This is a genomic window from Micromonospora noduli (genome assembly GCF_003264365.1).
Lineage (GTDB): Bacteria > Actinomycetota > Actinomycetes > Mycobacteriales > Micromonosporaceae > Micromonospora > Micromonospora noduli.
Map to the genome: position 1 here is coordinate 1 of NZ_PYAK01000054.1, position 22893 is coordinate 22893.

At 71.2% G+C, this 22893-nt stretch carries 24 protein-coding genes; 17 read left to right on the forward strand and 7 right to left on the reverse strand.

The features are described 5' to 3' along the window. The 3 genes from GUI43_RS27235 to GUI43_RS27245 all read left to right on the forward strand — a co-directional run. The coding region (locus tag GUI43_RS27235; RefSeq protein WP_112700073.1) for an urease accessory protein UreF at nucleotides 1–504 on the forward strand (504 nt) is incomplete at its 5' end. After that, complete coding sequence (gene ureG / locus GUI43_RS27240) at nucleotides 494–1276, forward strand: urease accessory protein UreG (RefSeq protein ID WP_249037860.1); 783 nt, start codon at nucleotides 494–496, stop codon at nucleotides 1274–1276. The genes GUI43_RS27235 and ureG, both read left to right, overlap by 11 nt. Then, on the forward strand, nucleotides 1276–1992 hold the full coding sequence (locus GUI43_RS27245; RefSeq protein WP_112700074.1) for an urease accessory protein UreD: 717 nt from the start codon (nucleotides 1276–1278) through the stop codon (nucleotides 1990–1992). The genes ureG and GUI43_RS27245 overlap by 1 nt, the downstream gene beginning before the upstream one ends. Before the next feature lie 540 nt (nucleotides 1993–2532). Here the strand turns inward: GUI43_RS27245 and GUI43_RS34750 are convergent. Then, entirely contained in the window at nucleotides 2533–3204 is a 672-nt protein-coding gene (locus GUI43_RS34750) for a MarR family winged helix-turn-helix transcriptional regulator (RefSeq protein WP_249037861.1), read from the reverse strand. Nucleotides 3205–3300: 96 nt separating this feature from the next. Between GUI43_RS34750 and GUI43_RS27260 the strand changes: the two genes are divergently transcribed. The 6 genes from GUI43_RS27260 to urtE all read left to right on the forward strand — a co-directional run bounded on the left by GUI43_RS27260 (nucleotide 3301) and on the right by urtE (nucleotide 9661). Continuing rightward, complete coding sequence (locus GUI43_RS27260) at nucleotides 3301–4383, forward strand: substrate-binding domain-containing protein (protein ID WP_112590253.1); 1083 nt, start codon at nucleotides 3301–3303, stop codon at nucleotides 4381–4383. Nucleotides 4384–4804: 421 nt separating this feature from the next. After that, nucleotides 4805–6049: an urea ABC transporter substrate-binding protein gene (gene urtA / locus GUI43_RS27265; protein ID WP_181541648.1), complete on the forward strand. Its 1245-nt coding sequence runs from the start codon at nucleotides 4805–4807 to the stop codon at nucleotides 6047–6049. Between the two features lie 75 nt (nucleotides 6050–6124). Next, nucleotides 6125–7012 carry an urea ABC transporter permease subunit UrtB gene (urtB, locus tag GUI43_RS27270; protein WP_112605839.1) on the forward strand — a complete coding sequence of 296 codons (888 nt, stop codon included), beginning with the start codon at nucleotides 6125–6127 and terminating at the stop codon, nucleotides 7010–7012. Further along, nucleotides 7009–8196 (forward strand): urea ABC transporter permease subunit UrtC, encoded by a 1188-nt coding sequence (gene urtC, locus GUI43_RS27275; RefSeq protein ID WP_112700076.1) that lies wholly within the window; start codon nucleotides 7009–7011, stop codon nucleotides 8194–8196. The genes urtB and urtC overlap by 4 nt, the downstream gene beginning before the upstream one ends. Then, a complete protein-coding gene (gene urtD, locus GUI43_RS27280; RefSeq protein WP_112700077.1) occupies nucleotides 8193–8969 on the forward strand; it encodes an urea ABC transporter ATP-binding protein UrtD in 777 nt (258 codons plus the stop codon). Before urtC ends, urtD begins: the two co-directional genes overlap by 4 nt. Further along, a complete protein-coding gene (urtE, locus tag GUI43_RS27285) occupies nucleotides 8969–9661 on the forward strand; it encodes an urea ABC transporter ATP-binding subunit UrtE (RefSeq protein ID WP_112625517.1) in 693 nt (230 codons plus the stop codon). The genes urtD and urtE overlap by 1 nt, the downstream gene beginning before the upstream one ends. Before the next feature lie 15 nt (nucleotides 9662–9676). Here the strand turns inward: urtE and GUI43_RS27290 are convergent, their stop codons facing one another. Further along, nucleotides 9677–10711: a LacI family DNA-binding transcriptional regulator gene (locus GUI43_RS27290; RefSeq protein WP_112700078.1), complete on the reverse strand. Its 1035-nt coding sequence runs from the start codon at nucleotides 10709–10711 to the stop codon at nucleotides 9677–9679. 133 nt (nucleotides 10712–10844) lie between these two features. Here GUI43_RS27290 and GUI43_RS27295 point away from each other — a divergent pair, with 133 nt between their 5' ends. The 6 genes from GUI43_RS27295 to GUI43_RS27320 all read left to right on the forward strand — a co-directional run bounded on the left by GUI43_RS27295 (nucleotide 10845) and on the right by GUI43_RS27320 (nucleotide 16716). Then, nucleotides 10845–11792, forward strand: coding sequence for a LamG-like jellyroll fold domain-containing protein (locus GUI43_RS27295; RefSeq protein WP_208646439.1), 948 nt, complete (start codon nucleotides 10845–10847; stop codon nucleotides 11790–11792). Nucleotides 11793–11829: 37 nt separating this feature from the next. Further along, entirely contained in the window at nucleotides 11830–13932 is a 2103-nt protein-coding gene (locus GUI43_RS27300) for a PQQ-dependent sugar dehydrogenase (protein ID WP_112700080.1), read from the forward strand. 102 nt (nucleotides 13933–14034) lie between these two features. Next, complete coding sequence (locus GUI43_RS27305; protein ID WP_112700081.1) at nucleotides 14035–14505, forward strand: molybdenum cofactor biosysynthesis protein; 471 nt, start codon at nucleotides 14035–14037, stop codon at nucleotides 14503–14505. 96 nt (nucleotides 14506–14601) lie between these two features. Further along, on the forward strand, nucleotides 14602–15300 hold the full coding sequence (locus GUI43_RS27310) for a nucleotidyltransferase domain-containing protein (RefSeq protein WP_225855393.1): 699 nt from the start codon (nucleotides 14602–14604) through the stop codon (nucleotides 15298–15300). Nucleotides 15301–15320: 20 nt separating this feature from the next. Continuing rightward, nucleotides 15321–16079 carry a nucleotidyltransferase domain-containing protein gene (locus GUI43_RS27315; RefSeq protein WP_428842230.1) on the forward strand — a complete coding sequence of 253 codons (759 nt, stop codon included), beginning with the start codon at nucleotides 15321–15323 and terminating at the stop codon, nucleotides 16077–16079. Nucleotides 16080–16188: 109 nt separating this feature from the next. Then, complete coding sequence (locus tag GUI43_RS27320) at nucleotides 16189–16716, forward strand: SUKH-4 family immunity protein (protein WP_112700083.1); 528 nt, start codon at nucleotides 16189–16191, stop codon at nucleotides 16714–16716. Nucleotide 16717: 1 nt separating this feature from the next. On the opposite strand, the gene GUI43_RS27325 is transcribed toward GUI43_RS27320, so the two are convergent. The 3 genes from GUI43_RS27325 to GUI43_RS27335 form a co-directional block, all read right to left on the reverse strand. Beyond that, nucleotides 16718–17095, reverse strand: coding sequence for a nuclear transport factor 2 family protein (locus GUI43_RS27325; RefSeq protein ID WP_091398883.1), 378 nt, complete (start codon nucleotides 17093–17095; stop codon nucleotides 16718–16720). 105 nt (nucleotides 17096–17200) lie between these two features. After that, nucleotides 17201–17752: an ATP-binding protein gene (locus GUI43_RS27330; protein WP_346265205.1), complete on the reverse strand. Its 552-nt coding sequence runs from the start codon at nucleotides 17750–17752 to the stop codon at nucleotides 17201–17203. A 96-nt stretch (nucleotides 17753–17848) separates the two neighbouring features. Next, complete coding sequence (locus tag GUI43_RS27335; RefSeq protein ID WP_146765961.1) at nucleotides 17849–18181, reverse strand: nuclear transport factor 2 family protein; 333 nt, start codon at nucleotides 18179–18181, stop codon at nucleotides 17849–17851. 180 nt (nucleotides 18182–18361) lie between these two features. Here GUI43_RS27335 and GUI43_RS27340 point away from each other — a divergent pair, with 180 nt between their 5' ends. Next, entirely contained in the window at nucleotides 18362–18748 is a 387-nt protein-coding gene (locus tag GUI43_RS27340) for a DUF2267 domain-containing protein (RefSeq protein ID WP_112605851.1), read from the forward strand. A 56-nt stretch (nucleotides 18749–18804) separates the two neighbouring features. On the opposite strand, the gene GUI43_RS27345 is transcribed toward GUI43_RS27340, so the two are convergent. Then, nucleotides 18805–21210 (reverse strand): ricin-type beta-trefoil lectin domain protein, encoded by a 2406-nt coding sequence (locus GUI43_RS27345; protein ID WP_112605854.1) that lies wholly within the window; start codon nucleotides 21208–21210, stop codon nucleotides 18805–18807. Between the two features lie 249 nt (nucleotides 21211–21459). Next, nucleotides 21460–22323, reverse strand: coding sequence for a copper resistance CopC family protein (locus GUI43_RS27350; protein WP_112605857.1), 864 nt, complete (start codon nucleotides 22321–22323; stop codon nucleotides 21460–21462). Between the two features lie 103 nt (nucleotides 22324–22426). Here GUI43_RS27350 and GUI43_RS27355 point away from each other — a divergent pair, with 103 nt between their 5' ends. Next, entirely contained in the window at nucleotides 22427–22888 is a 462-nt protein-coding gene (locus GUI43_RS27355; protein WP_112700085.1) for a cupredoxin domain-containing protein, read from the forward strand. Nucleotides 22889–22893: the final 5 nt, after the last annotated feature.

Sequence of the window (22893 nt, forward strand, 5' to 3'; positions counted from 1 at the left end):
GCTCGGCCGGACGCGCCGGCCGGGTCTGCCGCCCGGTCGGAGGCGCTGGCTCGGCTCGACGCGGAGCTGGACGCGCGTACCGCCGCCCCGGCGTTACGGGCGGTCTCGCGCCGACAGGGCCGGGCGCTGCTGCGGGCCGGCCGGACCATCTGGCCGGACGCCCCGTTCGCCGACCTGCCCGCGACGCCCGCTGGCGCACACCAACCGCTGGTGCTCGGGCTGCTCTGCGCCGCGGCCGGGCTGTCCCGCGTCGAGACCGCCACGATCGCCGCGTACGGGACGCTGACCGGGGCGGCCAGCGCCGGGGTACGTCTGCTCGGCCTCGATCCGTACCAGGTCCAGGCCCTGCTGGTCGACCTGGCCGACGCTTGCGACGGCACGGCCGCCGACGCGGCGCAGGCGGCCGATGACCCACCGGAGCGGCTGCCGGCCGCCGCCGCTCCACTCGCCGACATCCATGCCGAAATCCATGCCACCTGGGAGGTGCGTCTCTTTGCGTCCTGACACTGTTGTGCCGAGCGCTGTGCCCGCCGTCGAACTGATCACGCCGCCGGCCACCCCACCCCACGACGAGACCGTTCCGCACACCCATCCGGAGCCGGGGGTGGACCCCCATCCGCCGTTGGCGCGTGCCGGCCGTGCCCTGCGGGTCGGCATTGGCGGCCCGGTCGGTTCCGGCAAGACGGCACTGGTGGCCGCGCTCTGCCGTGCCTTCGCCGACGAGTTGCGGCTCGGCGTGGTGACCAACGACATCTACACGACCGAGGACGCCGACTTCCTCCGGCGGGCTGGCGTGCTGGACCCGGCCCGGATCCGCGCGGTGGAGACCGGTTGCTGCCCACACACAGCGATCCGCGACGACATCGGCGCCAATCTGGACGCCATCGACGAACTGGCCGAGGCGGTCGGCCCGTTGGACCTGGTCCTCGTGGAGAGCGGTGGGGACAACCTGACCGCGACCTTCAGCCGGGGGCTGGTCGACCGGCAGATCTTCGTGGTCGACGTGGCGGGCGGGGACAAGGTGCCCCGCAAGGGCGGGCCGGGGGTCACGGCCGCCGACCTTCTCGTGATCAACAAGACCGACCTGGCGCCGATGGTGGGCGCCGACCTCGCCGTCATGGATCGTGACGCGCGGGCGCGGCGCGGCGACCTCCCGACCCTCTTCCTGTCCATCGTGGGAGACCCCACGGCAACGTCGGTCGCGGACTGGATCCGGCACGAGTTGGCCCACCACGCCGCCCTGCACCCACTGGCCGTGCCGGTCGGCCCGGCCTGATGCGAGCGCTCGCTCGGCTGGTCGCCCGGACCGACGGCCGGGGCGGCACGGCCCTGGTCGAGTTGCACGGCGAAACGCCGTTGCTGCTGCGCCAGACCCCGACCGACGGTGGTGTCGCCACTGTGCACCTCGTCGGCGGGGCGGCCGGTCCGCTCGCCGGCGACGATCTGCGCCTGGAGATCGAGGTCGGGCCGGGCGCGGCGGTCCGGGTGCACAGCGTCGCCGCGTCGATCGCCCTACCCGGTCGCGCGGGTGCCGTCTCCCGAATGGCGGTGCGGGCGGTCGTGCACACCGGCGCCACGCTGCACTGGCTTCCGGAACAGTTGGTCGCGGCGGCCGGCTGCGCGCACCTCGCCGAGTCCCGGATCGAGCTGGCCGCCGGTGCGAGCCTGCGGTGGCGCGACGAGCTGATCTGCGGCCGGTACGGCGAGGCGCCCGGCGGCGCCGTCGTGCACACCCAGGTCGACTACGCGGGTCGGCCACTGCTCCGTCAGTCCCTCGCGGTGGGACCGCACGCGCCGGGCTGGGCCGGCCCGGCCGTACTCGGCGGCGCTCCGGCCACCGGATCACTGCTGGTGGTCGACCCGTCGCAACCCGCCCAACCTCCGACGGCCGAGGGCAGCGTCGCCCGGTTACCGCTGGCCGGCGGCCCAGCAACACTGTGGACCGCCACCGCTCCCGACGCACACACCCTGCGCGCCCACCTCACGCTCTAGCAAGACCGACGCCGGTCGTCGTGCGGTCCACTAACTCTGTGGGGCCGGTTGTCGTGTGGGGGCCGGTGGTCGTGCGGTGCCGGTCGTGGTGCGCGGCTGGCGGTCGTGTGGGGCTTGCGGTCGTGCGGCGCCGGTCGTAGTGCGGTGGCCGGTTGTCGTGCTGGGCCGGTGGTCGTGTGGCGCCGGTCGTCGTGCGGGGCTGGTGGTCGTGTGGGGCTGGTGGTCGTGTGGGCTGGCCATCGTGCGTGGTGTCGGCTGTGGTGGAGGTCCGCCCGGCGGCACTTCCGCTCACGAGGGCTATACCTGTAAGTCATATTTATGCCTCACAGGTATATCGCTCTCCGGGGTGACCGACCTCTGAGGCAACCCGGGCGACTGCAACCCGGGCGACGGTCGGGACTTCGGCCCGGCGTGCCGGCCCGGGGCGACGACTGCCGCTGTCCTGCAGGCGGTCCGGCGCGACCTGAGTGAACAGTTGCCGTCCGACGTTGCCCGGCCGGCCTACCGGTCGGCCCAGCAACGCCTTGCCCGCAGCGGTCGCTAGCGGTGGGGGCCACCGGCGGCGCGAGCATCGACGCGATCGTCGCGGAGGGCGGGGTCCTGGCGGAGGGCGGGATCGTGGCGGAGGGCGGGATCGTGGCGGCGGCCGGGGTCGAGGCGGCCGATCAGGTCGTCGAGCTGACTCACCAAATCGGCGGCCGGTGGCACATCCGGGTTGCTGCTCTCCGCGGCGCCCAGCCCTGCGCTGCCGAGCCCTGCGCTGCCCAGCCCCGCAGTGCCCAGTCCCGCGCTGCCGATTCCCGCGCTGCCGATTCCCGCGCTGTCGAGCCCCGCGCTGCCCAGCTCGGCGATGCCCAGTTCGGCGATGCTGGCTCGGACCCGTTCGTCCAGGCGGGCGTGCTCGCGGCGGCCCCGAGCGGTGAGGTACGCCCGGATGCGTCGGCGGTCGATCGGATCGATCCGGCGGAAGACAAGGTTGCGGTCGACGAGTTGGTCGACCAGCTTGGTGAGGGTGCCCGGCGGCAGCGACGCCTCGACGGACACCTCGCTCATCGGGTGACCCTGGCCGTCGGCGAGCAGGCAGAGCACCCGCCACGCCTCGATGCTGATCGCGTCGTCGGCCAGAACGGCGCCCAGCCGGCGGGAGAGCAGCCGTTCGGCGCGGGTGAGCGAGCGCAGCAGGTCGGCTGGCGCCCCGGGCACGTCTGACATGAAACTCCCTGGTCCGGTGGCCCTGTCATGGTAGCGAGTCGTCCCGGTCAGTGGTGAGTGCTGGTCTTCCGTCGTGGGCCGGACAATCATGTGCTCATGTCCGCGCCGGCACCGCCGTGGCTGACCGTCGACCGTGCCGTGGTCAGCATCGCGTTGGTCTACCCGATGCGCGGGCCGGCCGGCATGTTCGGCCCCACCTGTGAGCTCTGTGCGCAGCTCGCGGTCGAGGAGATCAATCGGTGCGGTGGCGTGCTGGGCCGGGAGGTTCGGCTGGTGCCGGTCGACGGTGGCGCACCGCCGGCCGAGGTGGCGGCCGAGGTCGAGGCGTTGGTGTCGGTGGGGGCCGTGCAGGGGGTGACGGGGTGGCACATCTCCTCGGTGCGCCAGGCGTTGGCGCCCCGCGTCGCGCACCGGGTGCCGTACGTCTACACCGCACTCTACGAGGGCGGCGAACGCACCGAAGGGGTCTTCCTGACCAGCGAGACGCCGGATGCCCAACTGTGGCCCGCGATGCGGCTGCTCGCCGGGGAGCAGGGCGTGCGCCGCTGGTTCGTGGTGGGCAACGACTACGTGTGGCCGCGCCGTACGTCGCGGGCGGCCCAGCGGTACGCGCTGCGCGGCGGTGGGCAGGTGGTGGGCCGGCACTTCCTGCCGTTGGACGCGCACGACTTCACCGAGGTCCTGCGCCGCATCGAGCACAGTGACGCGGACGCGGTGTTGATGCTGCTGGTCGGTGCCGATGCGGTGCGGTTCAACCGCGCGTTCGCCCGATCCGGCCTGGATCAGCGCTGCCTGCGGCTGAGCACCCTGATGGACGAGAACATGCTGCTGGCCAGCGGTGCCGGCGCGACCCGGAGGCTGTACAGCACGGCGGGTTTCTTCGCCGGGCTGGTCACCCAGGAGAATCTCGACTTCCACGGCGAGTTCGCGCGGCGCTTCGGGGTGGAGGCGCCGCCGCTGGGCAGCCTGGGAGAGTCCTGCTACGAGGGCGTCATGCTGCTCGCCGCGCTGATCGGCCAGGCCCGCACCCTCGACGTGCGGGCCATCGAGACGGCCGCCGACACGGTCGCGTACCAGGGGCCGCGTGGGCGGTTGCGGCTGCGCCAGCGGCACGTCCGGCAGCGCATCTACCTGGCCGAGGCCGACGGGCTCGACTTCACAGTCCTCGCCCAGCTCTGAACCGGGCACTACCAGTCGGCCCGTCCGACCCTTGACAGCGCCACCCGACACCGCCCTAAGATGCTTCCTGGGTGAAGTATCCGGCCACGGGGCCAGATCTCACCATTGCGTGCCCACCGTCGACGGATTCGTTCGTCGACCATTGTGGTGGCACCTATTCTGCGTCTTTCCCAACGGCCGACACCGTTTCCTCCCCAACGGTGTCGGCCGTTTTTCGTGCGCGCCCCGACGGTCCCTCGGAAACAGTCAATTAAGGACCGGGAAACACCCACGCAATCATGTCGGTCGACGCTTTCGGTGCCCATATCCGATCCGGTGCCCTGCGCGGCGTCCACCCGTCGGCCCTGGCATCGCCCACGTCAGCTCAATCGGACCGCACCGACCGTCCTAACGCCACTTGAGTGCACCGCAGGGAGAGTAGATGTCATTATTCCGGGGCCGCCGCATCCTGGCGGGTGCCATGACCCTGGTCGCCGCGGCCGCGATGACCGCGTGCGGCAGCAAGACCACCGACGAGGGTGGCGCGACCGGCGTGACCGCCGACGTCTCCGGCGACACCGTCAAGGTGGGCCTGCTCAACTCGCTCTCCGGGACCATGGCGATCAGCGAGGTCACCGTCCGTGACTCCATCATGCTCGCCGTCGAAGAGATCAACGCGGCCGGCGGCGTCCTCGGCAAGAAGATCCAGCCGGTCGGTGAGGACGGCGCCTCGGACTGGCCCACCTTCGCGGAGAAGGCCGAGAAGCTCATCTCCGAGGACCGGGTGGCAGCCGTCTTCGGCTGTTGGACGTCGGCCAGCCGCAAGGCGGTCAAGCCGGTGTTCGAGAAGAACAAGGCGTTGCTGTTCTACCCGGTGCAGTACGAGGGACTTGAGCAGTCGCCCTACATCTTCTACACCGGAGCGACGACCAACCAGCAGATCGTTCCCGGGCTGGACTACCTCAAGTCGCAGGGCGCCAAGTCGGTCTATCTGGTCGGTAGCGACTACGTTTTTCCCCGTACCGCCAACAAAATCATCAAGGCGTACGCCACGGCGAACGGGATGACCGTGCTGGGTGAGGATTACGCGCCGCTGGGCTCCACCGAGTTCGGCACCATCGTCAACAAGGTCAAATCCTCCGGCGCGGACGCGGTTTTCAACACGCTCAACGGTGACAGCAACGTGGCCTTCTTCAAGGAGTACAAGTCCGCGGGCCTGAGCGCCGCCGCGATGCCGGTGGTGTCGGTGTCCATCGCCGAGGAAGAAGTCAAGGGCATCGGCACCCAGTACCTGGAGGGCCAGTTGACGGCCTGGAACTACTACCAGACCACCCCGGGCGCGGCGAACTCGAAGTTCGTGGCCGCGTACAAGGCGAAGTACGGCGCGGACAAGCCGACCAGCGATCCGATGGAGGCCGCGTACGTCGGCGTGCACCTGTGGAAGGCGATGGTCGAGAAGGCCGGCGCCTTCGACGTGGAGAAGGTGCGCTCCGCCTCGGACGGGATCACCTTCGACGCGCCGGAGGGTCTGGTCACCGTCGACGGCAAGACACAGCACATCGCCAAGACCGCCCGGATCGGCAAGATCGGGGCGGACGGCCTGATCACCGAGGTGTGGAACTCCGGCAAGCCGGTCGCACCGGACCCGTACCTCAAGACCTACCCGTGGGCGAGCGGCCTGAGCTGACGACGCCGGCCCGGGCGGAACGCGTTGCCGCGCGCTCCGCCCGGGCCACCCGACCAGCAGTTCGGAGTACCCACCGTGACAGTCCTCTTCGGTCAACTCTTCACCGGCATCAGCATCGGCGCGGTGCTGCTGCTCATCGCGCTCGGCCTCGCGCTGACCTTCGGCCAGATGAACGTGATCAACATGGCGCACGGTGAGTTCATCATGGCCGGCGCGTACACCACCTACGTTCTGCAGCAGAGCATCACCGGCGCGGGCCTGTCGCTGGCGGTCGCGCTGCCGGTGGCGTTCGTGGTCGCCGGCACCATGGGTGTCCTGCTGGAGGTGCTGCTCATCCGCCGGCTCTACGCCCGGCCACTGGACACCCTGCTGGTCACCTGGGGTGTGTCACTGATCCTGCAACAACTGGCCCGGGACATCTTCGGCAGCCCGAACGTGCAGACCCGCGCGCCCGAACTGCTCACCGGCAACGTGGCGCTGCCCGGCGGGCTGACCATCGCCAACAACCGGCTGTTCATCCTGGCCCTGGCGCTGGCCGCCGTCGCGGCGCTCACCCTGGCGCTGCGACTCACCCCGCTCGGCCGCCGTATCCGCGCTGTGGTGCAGAACCGCGACCTCGCCGCCGTGTCCGGCATCGCCACCTCCCGGGTCGACCGGACGACCTTCTTCCTCGGCTCCGGCCTGGCCGGGCTCGCCGGGGTGGCCCTCACCCTGCTCGGCCCGATCGGCCCGACCATGGGCACCAACCTGATCATCGACGCCTTCCTGGTCGTCGTGGTCGGCGGGATCGGCCAGCTCAAGGGCAGTGTGATCGTCGCCTTCGCCCTCGGCGTGCTCCAGGCCACCGGGGAGTACCTCACCACCCTCAGCGTCGCCAAGGTGATCGTGTTCGTGGCGATCGTCGCGTTCCTCCAGTGGCGGCCACAGGGCCTGTTCACCCTGCGGACCAGGAGCCTCGCATGACCGCCGTCACCCCCGCGCCACCGAGCACCGCCGTCCGCCCGGCGCCTGCCGGTCCCGTACCACCGGGTCGGCCCGCCGGCCGCTCGCGGCTACGGACCCTGGCCGGCTTCGCCTTCGGCGCGGCGCTGCTGTTCGCCGTTGCCCCGCTGGTGTTGTCGGACTTCCGGTTGGCGTTGCTCGCCAAGTACCTCTGCGTCGCCATGGTCGCTGTCGGCATCGGGATCGCCTGGGGCCGGGGTGGGATGCTCACCCTGGGCCAGGGCGTCTTCTTCGGCCTCGGCGGCTACGCGATGGCCATGCACCTCAAGCTCGCCGACGCGGGCCCGGGTGGGATGCCCGACTTCATGCAGCTGTACGGGCAACTCGACGAGCTGCCGCTGTGGTGGCGGCCGTTCGCCAGCCCGTGGTTCGCGCTGCCCGCCACGGTGCTGCTGCCGATGGCGGTCGCCTTCGGGCTCGGCTCGCTGGTCTTCCGTCGCCGGGTCCGCGGCGCGTACTTCGCCATCCTCAGTCAGGCGCTCGCCGCCGCGATGGTGATCCTGCTGATCGGCCAGCAGGGCACCACGGGCGGCACCAACGGGCTCACCGACATCAAGGGCTTCTTCGGCTACGACCTGGACGACCCGGTCAACCAGCGGATGGTGTATTTCATCATCGCCGGGACGCTGCTGGCGTTGCTCGCGTTGACCCGTCAGCTCATCCACAGCCGTTACGGCGAGCTGCTGGTGGCGGTCCGCGACGGTGAGGAGCGGGTCCGCTTCCTGGGCTACGACCCGGCGTCGGTCAAGCTGGTGGCGTACGTGGTGGCGGCGGGCATGGCCGGGCTGGCCGGGGCGCTGTTCGTGCCGGCGGTGGGCATCATCTCGCCCGCGCTGATCGGCATCGTCCCGTCGATCGAGTTCGTCATCGGCGTCGCGGTGGGCGGCCGGGCGACACTGCTCGGGCCGGTGCTCGGCGCGGTGGCGGTGGCCTGGGCGCGTACCGCGCTCTCCGAGCGTTTCCCGGGCACCTGGACGTACCTTCAGGGGTTGCTCTTCGTGGTCGTGGTGGCGTTCCTTCCCGGCGGCCTGGCGTCGCTGTGGGCCTTGGCCCGCCGCCGCGACGTCGCCGCGCAGCCGCAGCGGCGCGGGCGGTTGTCGCTGGGCCGACGACGCGCCGAGCGGACGGAGGTGCCGGCGGCATGAGCGGCGAGCGGTTGGACGGGTTGTCCGTCCGGGACGTACGGGTCAGCTTCGACGGCTTCACCGCCGTGGACGGCGTCTCGTTGGAGGTGCCCGCCGGTGACATCCGGTTCCTGATCGGGCCGAACGGCGCCGGCAAGACCACACTGGTCGACGCGATCACCGGTCTGGTCCGGGCCACCGGCTCGGTCCGGTTCGGTGACGAGGAACTGCTCGGCCGGCCGGTGCACCGGATCAGCCGGCTCGGTATCGGGCGGACCTTCCAGACCTCGACGGTCTTCGAGGAGCTGTCGGTGTTGCAGAACCTCGACATCGCGGCGGGCGCCCGACGCAGCTGGGCGACCCTGGCCCGCCGCCGCCGGGGTGTGCCCGACGAGATCGCCGCCGCGCTGGAGACCATCGGTCTGGCCGCGCGGGCCGCGGACCTCGCCGGGACGCTCGCGCACGGCCAGAAGCAGTGGCTGGAGATCGGAATGCTGCTGGTGCAGGACGCGCGACTGTTGCTGCTGGACGAGCCGGTGGCCGGGATGAGCCACGAGGAACGCGACGCCACCGGCACCCTGCTGGAGTTGGTGAGCCGGGATCGCACTGTCGTTGTGATCGAGCACGACATGGAGTTCCTGCGTCGGTTCGCGCGCAGCGTCACAGTGCTGCACGCCGGCCGGGTGCTCAGCGAGGGCACTGTGGCGCAGGTCCAGGCGGACCCGCGCGTGCAGGAGGTCTACCTTGGCCACCCGGTCGACGCCGGGTCGGCCCGCACCGGCCAGGAGGCATGATGCTGACGCTGCGTGGGGTGCACGCCGGGTACGGGCGTTCCCGGGTGCTGCACGGGGTCGATCTGGCTGTCCCGCCCGACGGGGTGGCTGCCGTGCTCGGGCACAACGGTGCCGGCAAGAGCACCCTGCTGCGGGTTGCGGCCGGGCTGCTGCGCCCGAGTGCCGGCACCGTCGAGCTGGACGGCGAGGACGTCACCCGCGCCGGGCCGCACGAGCGGGTGGCGCGGGGGATGGCGTACGTCCCGCAGGGTCAGCAGTGCTTCCCGCACCTGACCGCGGCGGAGAACCTGCGGCTGGTCGCCGACGGTCGGCGCGACGGGGCGGTGGCAACGGCGGAGGTGCTGGATCTGTTTCCGGCGTTGCGCCCGTTGCTGCGGCGTCGGGCCGGGCTGCTCTCCGGGGGTCAGCGCCAGCAGTTGGCCATCGCCCGCGCCCTGATCACCCGGCCGCGGCTGCTGATGCTCGACGAGCCGACCGAGGGCATCCAGCCGTCGGTGGTCGCGGAGATCCAGGAGCGGATCGTGGAGTTGACCCGGCAGTCCGGGTTCAGCGTGCTCCTCGTCGAGCAGCACCTGGGCTTCGCGCTGCGGGTGGCGGACCGCTACCACGTGCTGGAGTCCGGTCGGGTCACCTCGCACGGCGACGGGGGTGTCACGGCGGAGCGGGAGGTTCGGGCGGCCCTGGCGGTCTGATCGGCGCGGCGTCGGTCAGGTTCTCGGCGCGGGCCCGGTCGAGTCGCGGACGACCAGCAGGTGCCCGGTGGGGCGGCGGCGAGGGCGTGTCGTGCGTGGCTTGAGCGCGAGGGTGAGTGCCGTGCGGCCCATCTCTGTCATCGGCAGGCGGATGGTGGTGAGGCTGGGTGCGAGGTCGGCCGCCACGGAGACGTCGTCGAAGCCGACCACTGACATCCGCGCGGGCACCGGTACGCGGCGGGACCGCAGCGTCGACAGCACGCCCATGGCCATCGCGTCGTTGAGCGCGATGATCGCCGTCGTCTCGGGATGGTCGTTGAGGATCTGCTCGGCGGCGGCGCGTCCACCGCCGCGGGTGAAGTCGCTGTTCACGACGGCGAGGTCGGCGGGGGACCGCCCGCGCTCCCGCAGAGCTGACGACACTCCGGCGAGCCGGTCGGCGACAGTGGTGAGGCCGGCGCTGCCCGCGGCGACAGCGATCCGCCGGTGCCCGAGATCCATCAGGTGCTGGGCGAGCGCGTGGCCGCCGGCCTCGTTGTCCGGCAGGACGGCGTCGACGCCGAGCGCGTGCCGTCCGATGGCCGCGGCCCGGCCGCCGTGGTCCTGGAACGCGGCCAGCTCGGCGCGCGCCGCGCTCTCCATCCGTGGGTCGTCGTAGCCGGAACCGCTGATCAGGACGATACCGACCCGTTGGGCGATCAGGTGGCGCAGCTGTTGCAGCTCATAGTCGGGGTCGCGACCGGACTGGCAGATCTGCACCAGCAGCCCCTGCTCGGAGGCGAGCTGGATGACCCCGGCGGCGATCTCGGAGAAGTACGGGTCGTCGACCTGGTGGACGATCAACCCCACCGTGGAGGTGGCCCCGCTGGCCAGGGTGCGGGCGTACGGGTTGGCCACGTAGCCCAGCTCACGGGCGACCTGCCGGATCCGGTCGGCCACCTCGGTGCTGACCCCCTCACGGCCGGCGAGGGCGCGGGAGGCGGTCGCCAGCGAGACGGCGGCGTGTTCGGCGACGTCCACGAGGCGCGGCCGGTGGCTGGCCCTGGACATCGGCAACCCTCCGAGAACATTCATGTCACCCGATCTGTTGCGAGTGGCATCGATCGAAGCCTAGGGTACGTAAGCGCTTACGTAAGCGCTTACGTGACCGGCATCCGGCATGCCGCGAAACGAGGTGACAGCCATGTCCAGGGCCCGACGAGCGGCCGTCTCCCTCCTGGCGATCGGCGCGCTGACCGGCGCCAGCGCGCCACCGGCGCAGGCGGATCGGAGCATGTCGCCCGACGTCCACCCGGCGCTGCGCGCGCACCTGGTCGCCGCGTACGACTTCGACCACCCGGTGCCCGGCGACCCAGCGCTGGAACGCGACCAGGGGCGTTCCGGCACCGAGATCGAGCTGATCAACGGCGGCACCGCCATGCGGGTGCCGGACCGCGCCTACCGGGGCAGCCGCAACGCCGTGCAGACCCGGCAGGTCGCCCCCGCCGTCGCCGGCAACGACGACTGGAAGGCCGGCACCTGGTCGGCCAGCGGCGTGCGGACACTGCGAGCCTTCAGCGCCACCGCCGGCACCACAGTCATGGGCTGGTTCAAGCTGAACATGGACAGCCCGCTACCCAACTCCACCACCGCCGACCCGGACGACAGGTACAACGCTATCGGGCTGGCCGGAGTGCTGACCGGCGACTCCGACGGCCACGGCGTCCGCGCCCTGCTGGAGCTGATCGACGTCGACGGAGAGTTGCGTCTCGTCGCGCTCGGCCGGCGGCTCGACGGCGGCAACTCACAGACCTTCGCCGCCACCCGGGACTGGCGCGAGCTGCTACCGGTGGGGGAGTGGGTGCACCTGGCCGCCACCTTCGACTTCAACACCGGCGCGCTCGCCCTCTACCGCAACGGCGAACCGGTGGACGGCTTCTACACCCGCGCCGACGACCCGTGGCTGGTGTCCGGGCCGGGCCCGCACGTGACCACCGCGTCCGACCCCCGGGGCATCAAGATCGGCGGCAGCTTCCCCCAGGACACCCTGGAACGCAACCCGTGCGACTGCCGGATGGACGGCCTGATGTTCCTCGACAGTGTGGTCTCCGCGAAAGACGTGCGGAGGCAGTACCGCCACCTTGCCCGCTGACCACCCTCGGCACCGTCCCACCGAGAAGGAGACACGCGTGCGCACCCTGCACCGCCGCGCCGGCACCGTCCGCCGGCCCACAGTGAGGGCCGGCCTCACCGCCCTCGTGCTGATCCTGTCCACCCTGGTCGCCACACCCGCGCGCGCCGCCGACGCGGTCTACGACCCGATCCCCGAGATGCCGGTCCAGTCCCGACTGGGGCTGGTCCTCAGCGAGTACGCCAGCTTCCCGCAGTCGTACCCCACGCCGGCGCCGACAGACGCGCGGCTCATGCGTACCGCGCGGATCAACACCATCATGGAGGTGCCCGACGGCTCCGGCCGGCGGGCGGTGCCCGACCTCAACGGCAGCCTCTACCTGGTCGAGGGCGGCGTGCCGCACGTCTACCTGGACGTGGCCGCTACGTTCGCGCCGCGGTTCTTCTCCGGTCGTGGGCTCGGCCAGGGCTTCGGGTACGTGGCGTTCCACCCGGAGTTCGGGGTGAACGGCCGGTTCTACACCATCCACACCGAGTTGGCGTCGACGACGACCGCCGTTCCGGACTACGCCCAGCCCAACACGCTCTTCCACGGTGTCATCACCGAGTGGACGGCGACGGATCCGGCCGCCGCCACCTTCGCCGGTACGCACCGGGAAGTGCTGCGCATCGGCTTCGGCGGCCAGGTACACGGCATCCAGGAGATCAACTTCAACCCGACGGCCAAGCGCCACGACCGCGACTACGGCCTGCTGTACCTCGCCGTCGGCGACGGTGGCCAGGGGGCGCGCAACACCGACCCGCAGAACCTTGCCCTGCCGCACGGCAAGCTGCTGCGGATCGACCCCCGGGGCACCAACTCCGCCAACGGGCGCTACGGCATCCCAGCGAGGAACCCGTTCGTCGGCCGGGCCGGCGCGCTCGGCGAGCTCTACGCAGTGGGTTTCCGGGACCCGCACCGGTTCAGCTGGGACCGCGCGACCGGCCGGATGTACCTCGGGCACATCGGTGAACACGCCGTCGAGGCCATCTACGAGGTCCGCGCCGGGGACAACTTCGGCTGGAGCGAGCGCGAGGGCTCCTTCGTCTTCGACAAGACCGCCACCAGCCCGTGCGACCGGCTGCTCCCGCTGCCCGCCGACGACGACAGGTACGGCTACACCTACCCGGTCGCCGCGTACGACCACGACCCCGCCGCCGGTTGGAACTGCACCGACGACGTCGGTGTCGCGGTGGCCGGCGGCTTCGTCTACCGGGGGCGGGCGCTGCCCGCGCTGCGCGGCAAGTACGTCTTCGGCGACCTGGTCGACGGCCGGGTGCTCTACACCGAGGCCAATGAGATGCGCCGGGGCCGAGGGTTGGCCACCATCCACCAGCTCGCGCTCTTCGACACGGCCGGCACCCCGGTCCGGATGCGCGACCTGTCCGCGCCGGGCGCGCCCGGTGACCCCAACCGGGTGGACCTGCGTTTCGGCACCGACGCCGCCGGTGAGCTCTACGTCGTCGCGAAGGCCAACGGAAAGGTCTGGAAGGTGACCGGTACCCGGGAGTTCGCCAGCGGTGACGTCGGGGACGTCACAGTCCGCCGCACCGCCGGAGCCGCGAACTGGTCGCCGGTGACGCCGGCGAAGTGGCAGTTCACACATGACCAGGTCATCCTGGCCGAGGCCGGAGAGAGCCGGCCGGGCCCGCGCCGGCCCTTCGAGTACGCCGTGCTGACAAACGGCCCGGCGTGGTCGTCGGTGCAGGTCGACGCCCAGGTACGACTCGACACACCAGTGGAGGTCACCAACCGGGACGTGATCATCGTCTTCGGCTGGCGCTCGGACACCGAGTTCTACTACGCCCACCTCTCCACCGACAACACGATCTATCCGCACAACGGCATCTTCAAGGTGGACAACGCCGACCGGGAGCGCATCGACCACCAGTGGAACGGCCGCTCCCGGGGCGCCAACCCGGCGATCACCGATGCCAGGTGGCACCGCGTCCGGGTGGTGCACCTGCCGGCCACCGGCGAGATCGCCGTCTACGTCGACGGGCATCGGGACCCGCTGCTGACCGCGAAGGACACCACGTTCGGCTCAGGACGGGTCGGCTTCGGCTCGTTCGACAACGTGGGCCGACTGCGCAACCTGACCGTCACCGGAACACCGGCCTGAACCGGGGGCGCGGTGGGGACGACGGCGTTCATACCGGCGTCCCCACCGCGTCATCCGTCGACCTGCCCCGGCGGGGCCGGTCCGGTTCGTAGACTTCCTGCCATGCCGGAGATCGTCGAGTTGCTGGCCTCGCCCGTGCACCGCTTCCTGGGTCGGCCCGCCGACGGCCCCGCCCCGGCCCCGCCCGGTGAGCTGGTCGACGCCGTCCGGATCCGCGCCGGCCTCGGCATCGTCGGCGACCGGTACTTCGGCCAGCAGGCACACCGCGACGCCAGCGTCACCGTCATCGCCCAGGAGTCGCTGCCGGTCGGCATCGGCCTGACCGAGGTGCGGCGCAACATCCTCACCACCGGGATCGCCGTGGACGAGCTGATCGGCAGAGTGCTGGTGCTGGACTCCGGCGACGGCCCGGTCAGCCTGCGGGTCAACCGGGCGGCCCGACCGTGCGCCTGGATGGACGTCACCGTCGGCCCGGGGACGTGGAAGGCGCTGCGCACTACCGGCGGCATCCGCTGCACGCCCCTCAACGACGGCACCCTGCGCGTCGGCGCGATCGACGCCGTCGTGAGCTGAGGAAAAGGCTCGACGTCGGACTCCCGGACCGGCATGGTGTGCACCGGACAATGGCCGCCTGGGCGGTCGGCGCAACGCTCGGGGGAGGCGGCGGCAGTGGAGCACACGCTGACGGATCAGCTGGTCGACGACCACACGATCTTGCAGGTGGTCGTCGGTTCCCGCGCGTTCGGGCTGTCCAGCGCGGCATCGGACACCGACCGCCGTGGGGTGTACGCCCTGCCGGCCTCGGCGTTCTGGGGGCTGCGGAAACCTGCACGCCACCATGACGGGCCGCTTGACGAGCAGATGCGGTGGGAGGTGGAACGGGTCTGCACACTCGGGTTGGCGGCGAATCCCACGGTCCTGGAGGTGCTGCACTCTCCGCTGGTCGAGACGTGCACCCCGCTGGGCGCGGAACTCCGGGCGCTCACGCCGGCCTTCCTGTCCCGACGGGTGGCCGACACCTATCTGCGGTACGCCACCGCCCAGTTCGGAAAGGCCGAGCGCGGGATCGCCCGCACCGGCGTTCCAGCGTGGCGGCACGTGATGCACCTGATCCGGCTGCTGACCGCCGGGGGTGACCTGGTCCGCACCGGTCGCCTGGTGCTGGACGTGGGCGCGGACCGGGACCGTCTGCTGGCGGTCAAGGCGGGTGAGGTGCCCTGGCTCGAGATCGTCGCCTGGCACGACCGGCTGGTGAGCCGGATGACCGCGGACCTGGCCACCAGTCCGTTACCCGACCAGCCCGACGAGGCAAGGGTCGAGCAGTGGTTGATCTCGGTCCGAGAACGCTCCGTGCGGTGCTCCGCGTGACGGCCTGGGAGGCCGCAGGTCTGCCGGTCGGCGTCGACCTGACCGCCATCGTCGCCGAGCAGCCGCACCCGCTGGTGTTCGCCACCGTCTCCGGCGCCCACCTGTACGGGTTCCCGTCCACCGACTCGGACGTCGACCTGCGCGGCGCCCATCTGCTTCCGGTCGAGGACCTGATCGGGCTGGCGCAGCCGACCGAGACCCGTACGGTCATGACCGACCGCGACGGCGTGGAGCTGGACCTGGTCACCCACGACCTGCGCAAGTTCGTGCGGCTGATGCTGCGGCGCAACGGCTACGTGCTCGAACAGCTGCTGTCATCACTGGTGGTCCACACCACGACGGTGCACGCTGCGCTGGTCGAGCGGGCACCGCTGGTGCTGACCCGGCACCACGCGCACCACTACCGCGGCTTCGCCGCCACCCAGCGGCGGCTGTTCGACACGACCGGCGAGCTGAAACCACTGCTCTACGCCTTCCGGGCGCTGCTCACCGGCGTGCACCTGATGCGCACCGGCCGGATGCTGGCACACCTGCCGAGCCTGCTGCTCGCCGAGGCGGCGCCGGCGTACCTTCCTGAGCTGATCGCGGCGAAGCGGTCCGTTGAACACGGTGGGTTGAACGGCCTGGTCGCGGGCCCGGTCCTCGGCCGGGACCTGGCCGAGCTGGCGTCGCGACTCGACGAGGCGCAGCACCACAGCCGGCTGCCGGAGCAACCCGCCGGGTCGACTCAGCTCGACGAGCTGGTGGTAACGGCCCGGCTGGCGGATTCGGCGAGGTGACGCTCCGGCGAGCTGGTGCGTGGTAGAACCAAACCGCGCATCGGCTCGCAGGTCTCCGGGCAGCCGGGGGCAATGCCGGACGGGACCTCATCCGAACGGAGGTGGTGCGTTGAACCTCGAGCTGCGGCAGCTCATCGAGGAGCTGCGGGCTGAGCTGGCCGATCTGCCGGACAGCCTGGCCTACGCCGAGTTCGGTGAGGGGGCGGCCATCGACGCCGTACCGGCGGGGCTCCCTGCCGACCTGCGGGACCTCCTGCTGGTGGCCGACGGGCTGCGGGCGGGTCGGGTCGAGTTGGCGTCCTCGTCGACCCTCGCGGGGGTGCAGTACCACCTGGACTACGCGCCGGACTTCTCGTCCATTCCCCAGGACCGGGCGGGCTGGCTGGTGGTCGGCGTCCGCAGCGACGAGCCGATCTTCATGGACCGTGGCACGGGAGCGATCTGGTACTTCCCACCCACCGGCACCGAGTGGTTCATGTCCGACGCGTTCGAGGAGCTTGCCCCCGACGTGGAATCCTTCGTGGACTACTACCTGCTCGGGCCGGGCTACGCCGACCTGACCCCCGCCGACGACCGGTGGTTCGCGTTCCTCGACGAGCAGGGTCTGCTCGACGAGGACGACGAGGAGGGCAGCTGAGTCAGACCGGGCTGATGTGTGCGGCCAGGACCCGCCAGCCGTGTGGGTCGTCGTGGACCCACGTCCGGGTGTAGCGCAGCCGCGCAGCGAACGGCGCTCCCTCGAAGACCCCGGACACCCGGCCCAGGAAGAACGTCACCCCCGTCGCGCCGACCACGAGCAGGTCCAGCTCCTCCTCCACCAACTCCTCAACGACCGAGCGGCGGTCCCGGTGGGCGGCCAGGTCGTCCTGCTTGCTGTGGGTACGCCCGTCCGGACCGATGGCGATCAGTTGGTCGACCAGCAGCTGATCGAGGGCGGCGACGTCGCCGGCCCGTTGGGCGGCCTGCAGGGTGCGCTCGGCGTCGAGCAGCTCGGCCTCGCGTGCGCTGTCCGGCATCGTGGCGTCCTCCCGTTCGGGTCCGACCCGGTGCCACCGTCGGCGCGGGCTGTCCGCATTGTGGCAGCCAACCTGGCCCGGGCGGGTGGGGATCGCCGCTGACGTTCACAGACTCAGGCGAATCCGTACGACGGTCTCCCCGGGGCTGGTGAGCACCGCGACCTCGTCACAGATCTGCTCCACGATCGCCAGCCCGCGACCCCGTACCGAGTCGGCGGCCGGCATGCTCCGGCCGAACGCCCGCGTCGGACCCTGGTCGACCACGTCGCAGAACAGCTGACCCGGCTCGGCCCAGAGCCGTACCCAGCCGCCGCCGGTGGTGTGCTGCAACGTGTTGGTGGCCAGCTCGCTGACCGCCAGCGTCAACAGCTCCACCCGCTCGGCCGACAAGCCACGGGCCAGTGCCCCGGCGCTGACGAACGCGCGCAGCGCTCGTATGTCGGTCGCGACCTGATAGGCCATGCTGTCCGCGGCGTGGGTGGCGACACTCTGCTCGGCCACGGTCTCCCGTCGCTCGCCGGGCATCAGCCCGTCCGGTGCGGCTGCCCGGCCAGCGGCACCGCGTTCCGCGCGGGTGTCGTGGGCGTGCGAACCTCGAAGTGCGCCATCGGGCAGCCGGAACCCTTCTCGTAGCGACAGCTGTTGCCGCCACATCATGTCACCCACTGCCCTCTTGCCTGTCTCGTCCGTTCGGCGGTTGATCACCTGCGGGCGGGCCCGACCAGCCTCGCAGCCCGGCAGCGGAACTCGGCGTCAGGGGCGGATGTCCAGGGCGCCGATGAGCCCGTCGCGCAGCGTGAACCGGTACCGCAGCTCGATCGGGCTGCCGGGGAAGTCGCCGGACACCCGGGTGACGGCCAGGTACGAGTCGCCCGCCTGCGACGTGACCCGGACCGGCTCGGCGGTGTACGAGTAGGCGTCCATCGTCTTCTGTCGCCAGGCGCGGATCGAGGCCCGCCCGTCGTACAGCTTGTCCTCGTCGGCGACGCTCGCGGTGTCCGCGAAGCAGGCGACGAAGGCGTCCAGGTCCCGGTCGTTGACGGCCCGGAAGTACCGGTCGATCACGTCGGGCAGGTCGAGGGCCATCTGCTCCTCCTGCGGCACGGGCCGCCGTCGGGCAGCCGTCGGGTTCCCGGTCCGACCTCACGGTACGAGAAGCGGACGGCGCCGCGCGGAGCAACCAGCAGAACCATCCCGCGGCCGCTGCCGGGTTTGCTGCCGGTGGGCCCGGGTAGCCACGCGTTTCCGAAGGCGAAGGGCGGGGGGATGGCCGAGCTGGCGTTCGTCGAGAAGGTTGCGGCACGGGCGGGTCTCCCGCCGGAGCAGGCGCGTTCGCTCACCGAGGCGGTCCTGCGGACTCTCACCGAGCGGCTCAGCGGTGGGGAGGCGGGTGCTCTGGCCCCCCACCTGGCCGACGAGCTGAGCCCGCTGCTGGTCAAGGCAGCGGAGCCGCCGGAAACGTTCGGCTACGACGAGTTCCTGGGCCGGGTGGCCGACCGCGCCGGGATCGACCGTCCGGCTGCAGAGCGGGGCACCCGCGCGGTGCTCCAGACGATGCACCGGGTGGTCGGGCACCGGGAGTTCGAGGACGCCCTGGCCCAACTCCCGACGGACCTGCGGGCACTGGCGCAGCCGCTGCCGCAGGGCCCCTGACCCACACCGAGGGCGTGGCCCGACCCGCCGGTCAGACCACGCCCCTTCGGCGACTGTCAGCCGGTTACCCCGCTACTGACCACCCACTTCTGGTGGGCGCCGCCCGCGTACGTGCCGAGTTGGATCTGGGTGCCGTCGCCGGTGTTACCACCGGCGGCCTCCATGATCTTGCCGGACTGCGGGTTGCGGATCGACCCGTCGGCCTGCGGCTGCCAGACCTGCGCGCCGGTGCCGTTGCAGGTCCAGAGCTGGACCTTCGTACCGTTCGCGGTGCCGCCGTTGTCGATGTCCAGGCACTTGCCGAGCACCCGGTACGTGTCGCCGACCCGCGTCCACGACTGCGCGGTGGTGCCGTTGCAGGTCCAGAGCTGGATCTTCGTGCCGTCGGCGGTGCCCGCGTTGTCGACGTCCAGGCACTTGCCACCGACGCCGGTGATGGTGCCGCCGGTGGGCGGCGGGGGACTGCCCGGGATCGAGTTGAGCGTGTACCACGCCTCGGTGCTCCACAGGGACTGGCCGCTGGTGGAGGTGAAGGGGCGCGGTGAGCGCAGGTGCACCACCCTGCCGGCCTTGCGACCGGGCACCGTGAGGCTGACCTTCTTGCCGTCCGCCGAGAGGGTGGCCGAGGTGACGGTCAGGGTCTCCTCGTCGATCTTCGGACCGCCGTAGTTCGACGTCGCCACGTACCGCCACTGCTTGAGCTTGTAACGCGCGGCCAGGTCGGTGGCGGTCGCCGTCGACACCGGCTGGGTGTACTCCACCTCGAAGCCGGTCGTGGTGGCGCGCATCGCGAGCATCTCGAACGTGGTGGCGGTGTTCGGGGTGAGCTTCTGCAGGCCGTACGACAGTTTGCCGGTCTGGCCCCAGTTGCCGCCCGCGCCGAGCCCGCCGACGTAGATCGCGCCGTCCGGGCCGACGTTGACCTCGGAGACGCCCGCCTCCAGGCCCTGGGTGAGTCGGAACAGCGCGCCCTGGTACTCGCCGTTGACCTTCTCCACATTCGCCCGTTGCAGGCCGCCGTAGGTCACGTCACCGATGACGAACTGGCCGGCGTAGCGACCGCTGGGCAGGTAGAGCGGAGTGCTGGGCGAGTTGGCGATCTCGTTCTGCGGCATCCAGAGCACCGGCTGCGTGACCGGAGCGGTGTCGAACGGACCCGCGGGGTTCGTGAAGTGGTTGAAGAACCGGCCCTGCTTGACGTGCACCAGCTTCGACGAGGGCAGCCAGCCGCCCTGGTTGTCGGTGACGAAGATGCCGCCCTCCGGGCCCCAGCCGATGCCGTGTGGCGTACGCAGACCGCCGGCGACGTAGCTGACCGCGCCGGTGTCCTTGTTGACCTTGAGGGTGGTGCCCCGGTTGGTGGCGGGCTGCGGGTTGGTGGTGGCGCCGCCGGAGTTGATCGACACCGACAGGTTCAGATAGAAGAACCCGTCCTGGTAGAGCAGGCCGAAGGCGAACTCGTGGAAGTTGCCGCCGTACGGCCAGGTGGCGACGGTCTCCAGACGCTCGGCCACCTCGTCACCGCCGGTGTTCACCAGCCGGGTCAACCGCTGCTTCTCGGTCACGTAGACCACCCCGTCGACGACCTTGAGCCCCATCGGTTCCTTGAGGCCGCCGGCGATCTTCTTGGTGGTCACGTTGCCCGGGGTTGTCGACCCGCCGGTGTTGCCGAGGATCCAGACCTCGCCGTCCTGGGAGGTGCCGGACTGGTCGCTGCCGCCCCAGGTGCTGATGACCAGCCGGCCGTCGGCCAGCCAGTCCATGCCGGTGACCTTCGGCTGGAAGCCGCTGGGCCGCAGGTTGGTCAGTGTGTAGCCGGGGTGCACGCCGGTCAGCGGCAGGCCGTCACCGGGGGTGTCGGAGACACCCTCGCACTCCTTGCGTCCGGGTGCGGTCACCCGGACCACGCCGGCGTCGGTGCTCAGCGCCGAGTTCGGTACGACCACGAAGGTCGACGATCCGGGAGTCTTCCACTCCAGGGTGATCTGCTGCCCGCCCCCACGCTCGAAGTGGTCGATGCGCAGCGGGTGTAGGCCGGCGGTGAGGGTGACGGTGCCCTCTTTCGGCGGGGTCGCGCCGTGCAGGCCGTCATGGTTGATCACCACGGCGTTGTCGATCGACAGCTTGGAGCCGTCGTCGCTGCTGAGCCGGAAGGTGTAGCTGCCGGCCTGGGTGGTGGTGATGTTGCCCAGCACCTGCGAGACGAAGTTGTCCTCGAAGCCGAAGTCGGCCGCCGAGGTCCAGTTGATGGTGGACATCAGCTTGTCCACGTTCGGGGTCTGGGCGGGCTTGAGCGTGCACAGCTCGGACAGCGGCACCTGCACGTCGAAGACGCGCAGGGTGACGCCCGGTTCCTGCGCGGGGGCGGCGTTGGCGGGGACGGCCCAGAGACCGGCGGCGAGGACGAGTGCCAGCGCACCCAGGACGGGATGGTGGAGTCGGCGTAGCAGGCGTGTGCCCATCGTTCCTCCAGGAGGCAGTGGAGTGTCCGACGGCCGGCGTGGAGCAGCGGTGAGGATGACCGTCGGCCCCGGCTCCGTAACGTCCTCGACGCCGACGAGTGACGTTGCGGAAACACCGGGTGGATGGCTCGGAACATTAAGGTGTTTCGATTGGACTGTCCATGGCTTCGCCTCGATACATCAAAAGTTTCCAATGTCCGTGCGAAAGTTCGCGAGGGTACGCGAAGAATGCCCGGCTATTGCGACGGTCTACCGCCTTCCACGCCGCGCCGGACCACCGGCCCGATTGCCGCTCTTCCGGGTCGGGTTGGCGGGCTTGCGGGTTGCGGCTCCGCCCCGGCCCGCGCCGCCGACGGAACGGCGATCCGCAGTGGAGGCTCCGCGCGCCGCGGGTCGACGGCGGGCCGCCACCAGCACGATCGCCGAGACCACGACGACGATCAGGGCCGGGATCAGCCAGGCCGGGAACCCGCCGTCGCGTTGCTCCTGAGTGGCGCCGGCCGGGTCGTCCACCGCAGTGCCGGTGGGGGCGACCGGGCTGCCGGTGGCCCCAGGGCTCGATCCCTCGCCCTCGGCCTGGGCGAGCAGCGCCGGATCCGGCCCCGCCGTGGGTGCCGACCAGCCGGCCGGGGCCGGCGTGCCCGGGCCCTGGTAGTCGAAGGTCACCTCGCCCCGCACCGCCTCACCGTCGGAGGCGACCGAGAGGTAGCTGGCGGTGTAGCGGCCCTTCGCGGGCCAGTGCGCGACGGTAACCATGGCCGGGAAGCCGGTGTGGTACAGCCGTGGCTCGAACACGCCGTTGACCATGAAGTACTCGGTGACCGGCTTGTCCAGTCGCTTCGGCTCACCGTAGGACCAGCCGTTGTCCACTCGCGACCCGTCCGGACCGCTGATGGCGAAGTGCGCGTTCGACGCCGGCTTCTCGGTGAAGTACAACGCCAACTGGGTCAGCGGCTCGCGTACGACAGTGCCCTTCAACGGCGTGGAGGTCGCCAGTTGGCCGTGCGCGGACGCCGGGGCGACCGGCAGCAGCAACGACACCACCACTGTCGCCGCCAGCGCCGCCACGACACGGCTCAGGACCTTACGCACAGTGACCAGCTTCGATCGCATTCGTTCATCATGGTCATTTCCCCGGCACCGAACAAGACGTAGAGTTCTCCTCCCCGACGATCAACCCGACACCCGTCCCCCTCGCGTCGTTCGGAGTCCGCCCGTGTTCGTCCGTACCCCCGCCGCCCGAACCGTCGCCGCCCTCGCCGCCCTGCTCCTCGCCGGTTGCGGGCAGGACGACGACCCCTCGGTGGCCACCCCCTCGACGGCGCCGACGTCCGCGGCCCCGTCGAGCGTCACCCCCACCGCGCCGACCCCGACGGCCACCAGCACGCCCAGCGCCTCCGCCAGCACCACCGCGGTGGACCAACAGATCACCGTCACGATCGTGAAGAAGCGGGTCGATCCGCCGACCGGACGGGTCACCGTCAGTAAGGGCCAGCTGGTCCGGATCACCGTCACCTCCGACGTGGCCGACGAACTGCACGTGCACGGCTACGACCTGGGCGCCCGGCTGCCGGCCGGCACGCCCGGCTCGGTGGAGTTCCGCGCCGACAAGACCGGGCTGTTCGAGGTGGAGACGCACGAGTCCGAGCTGGTGCTCTTCCAGCTCGTCGTCCGCTGAACGAC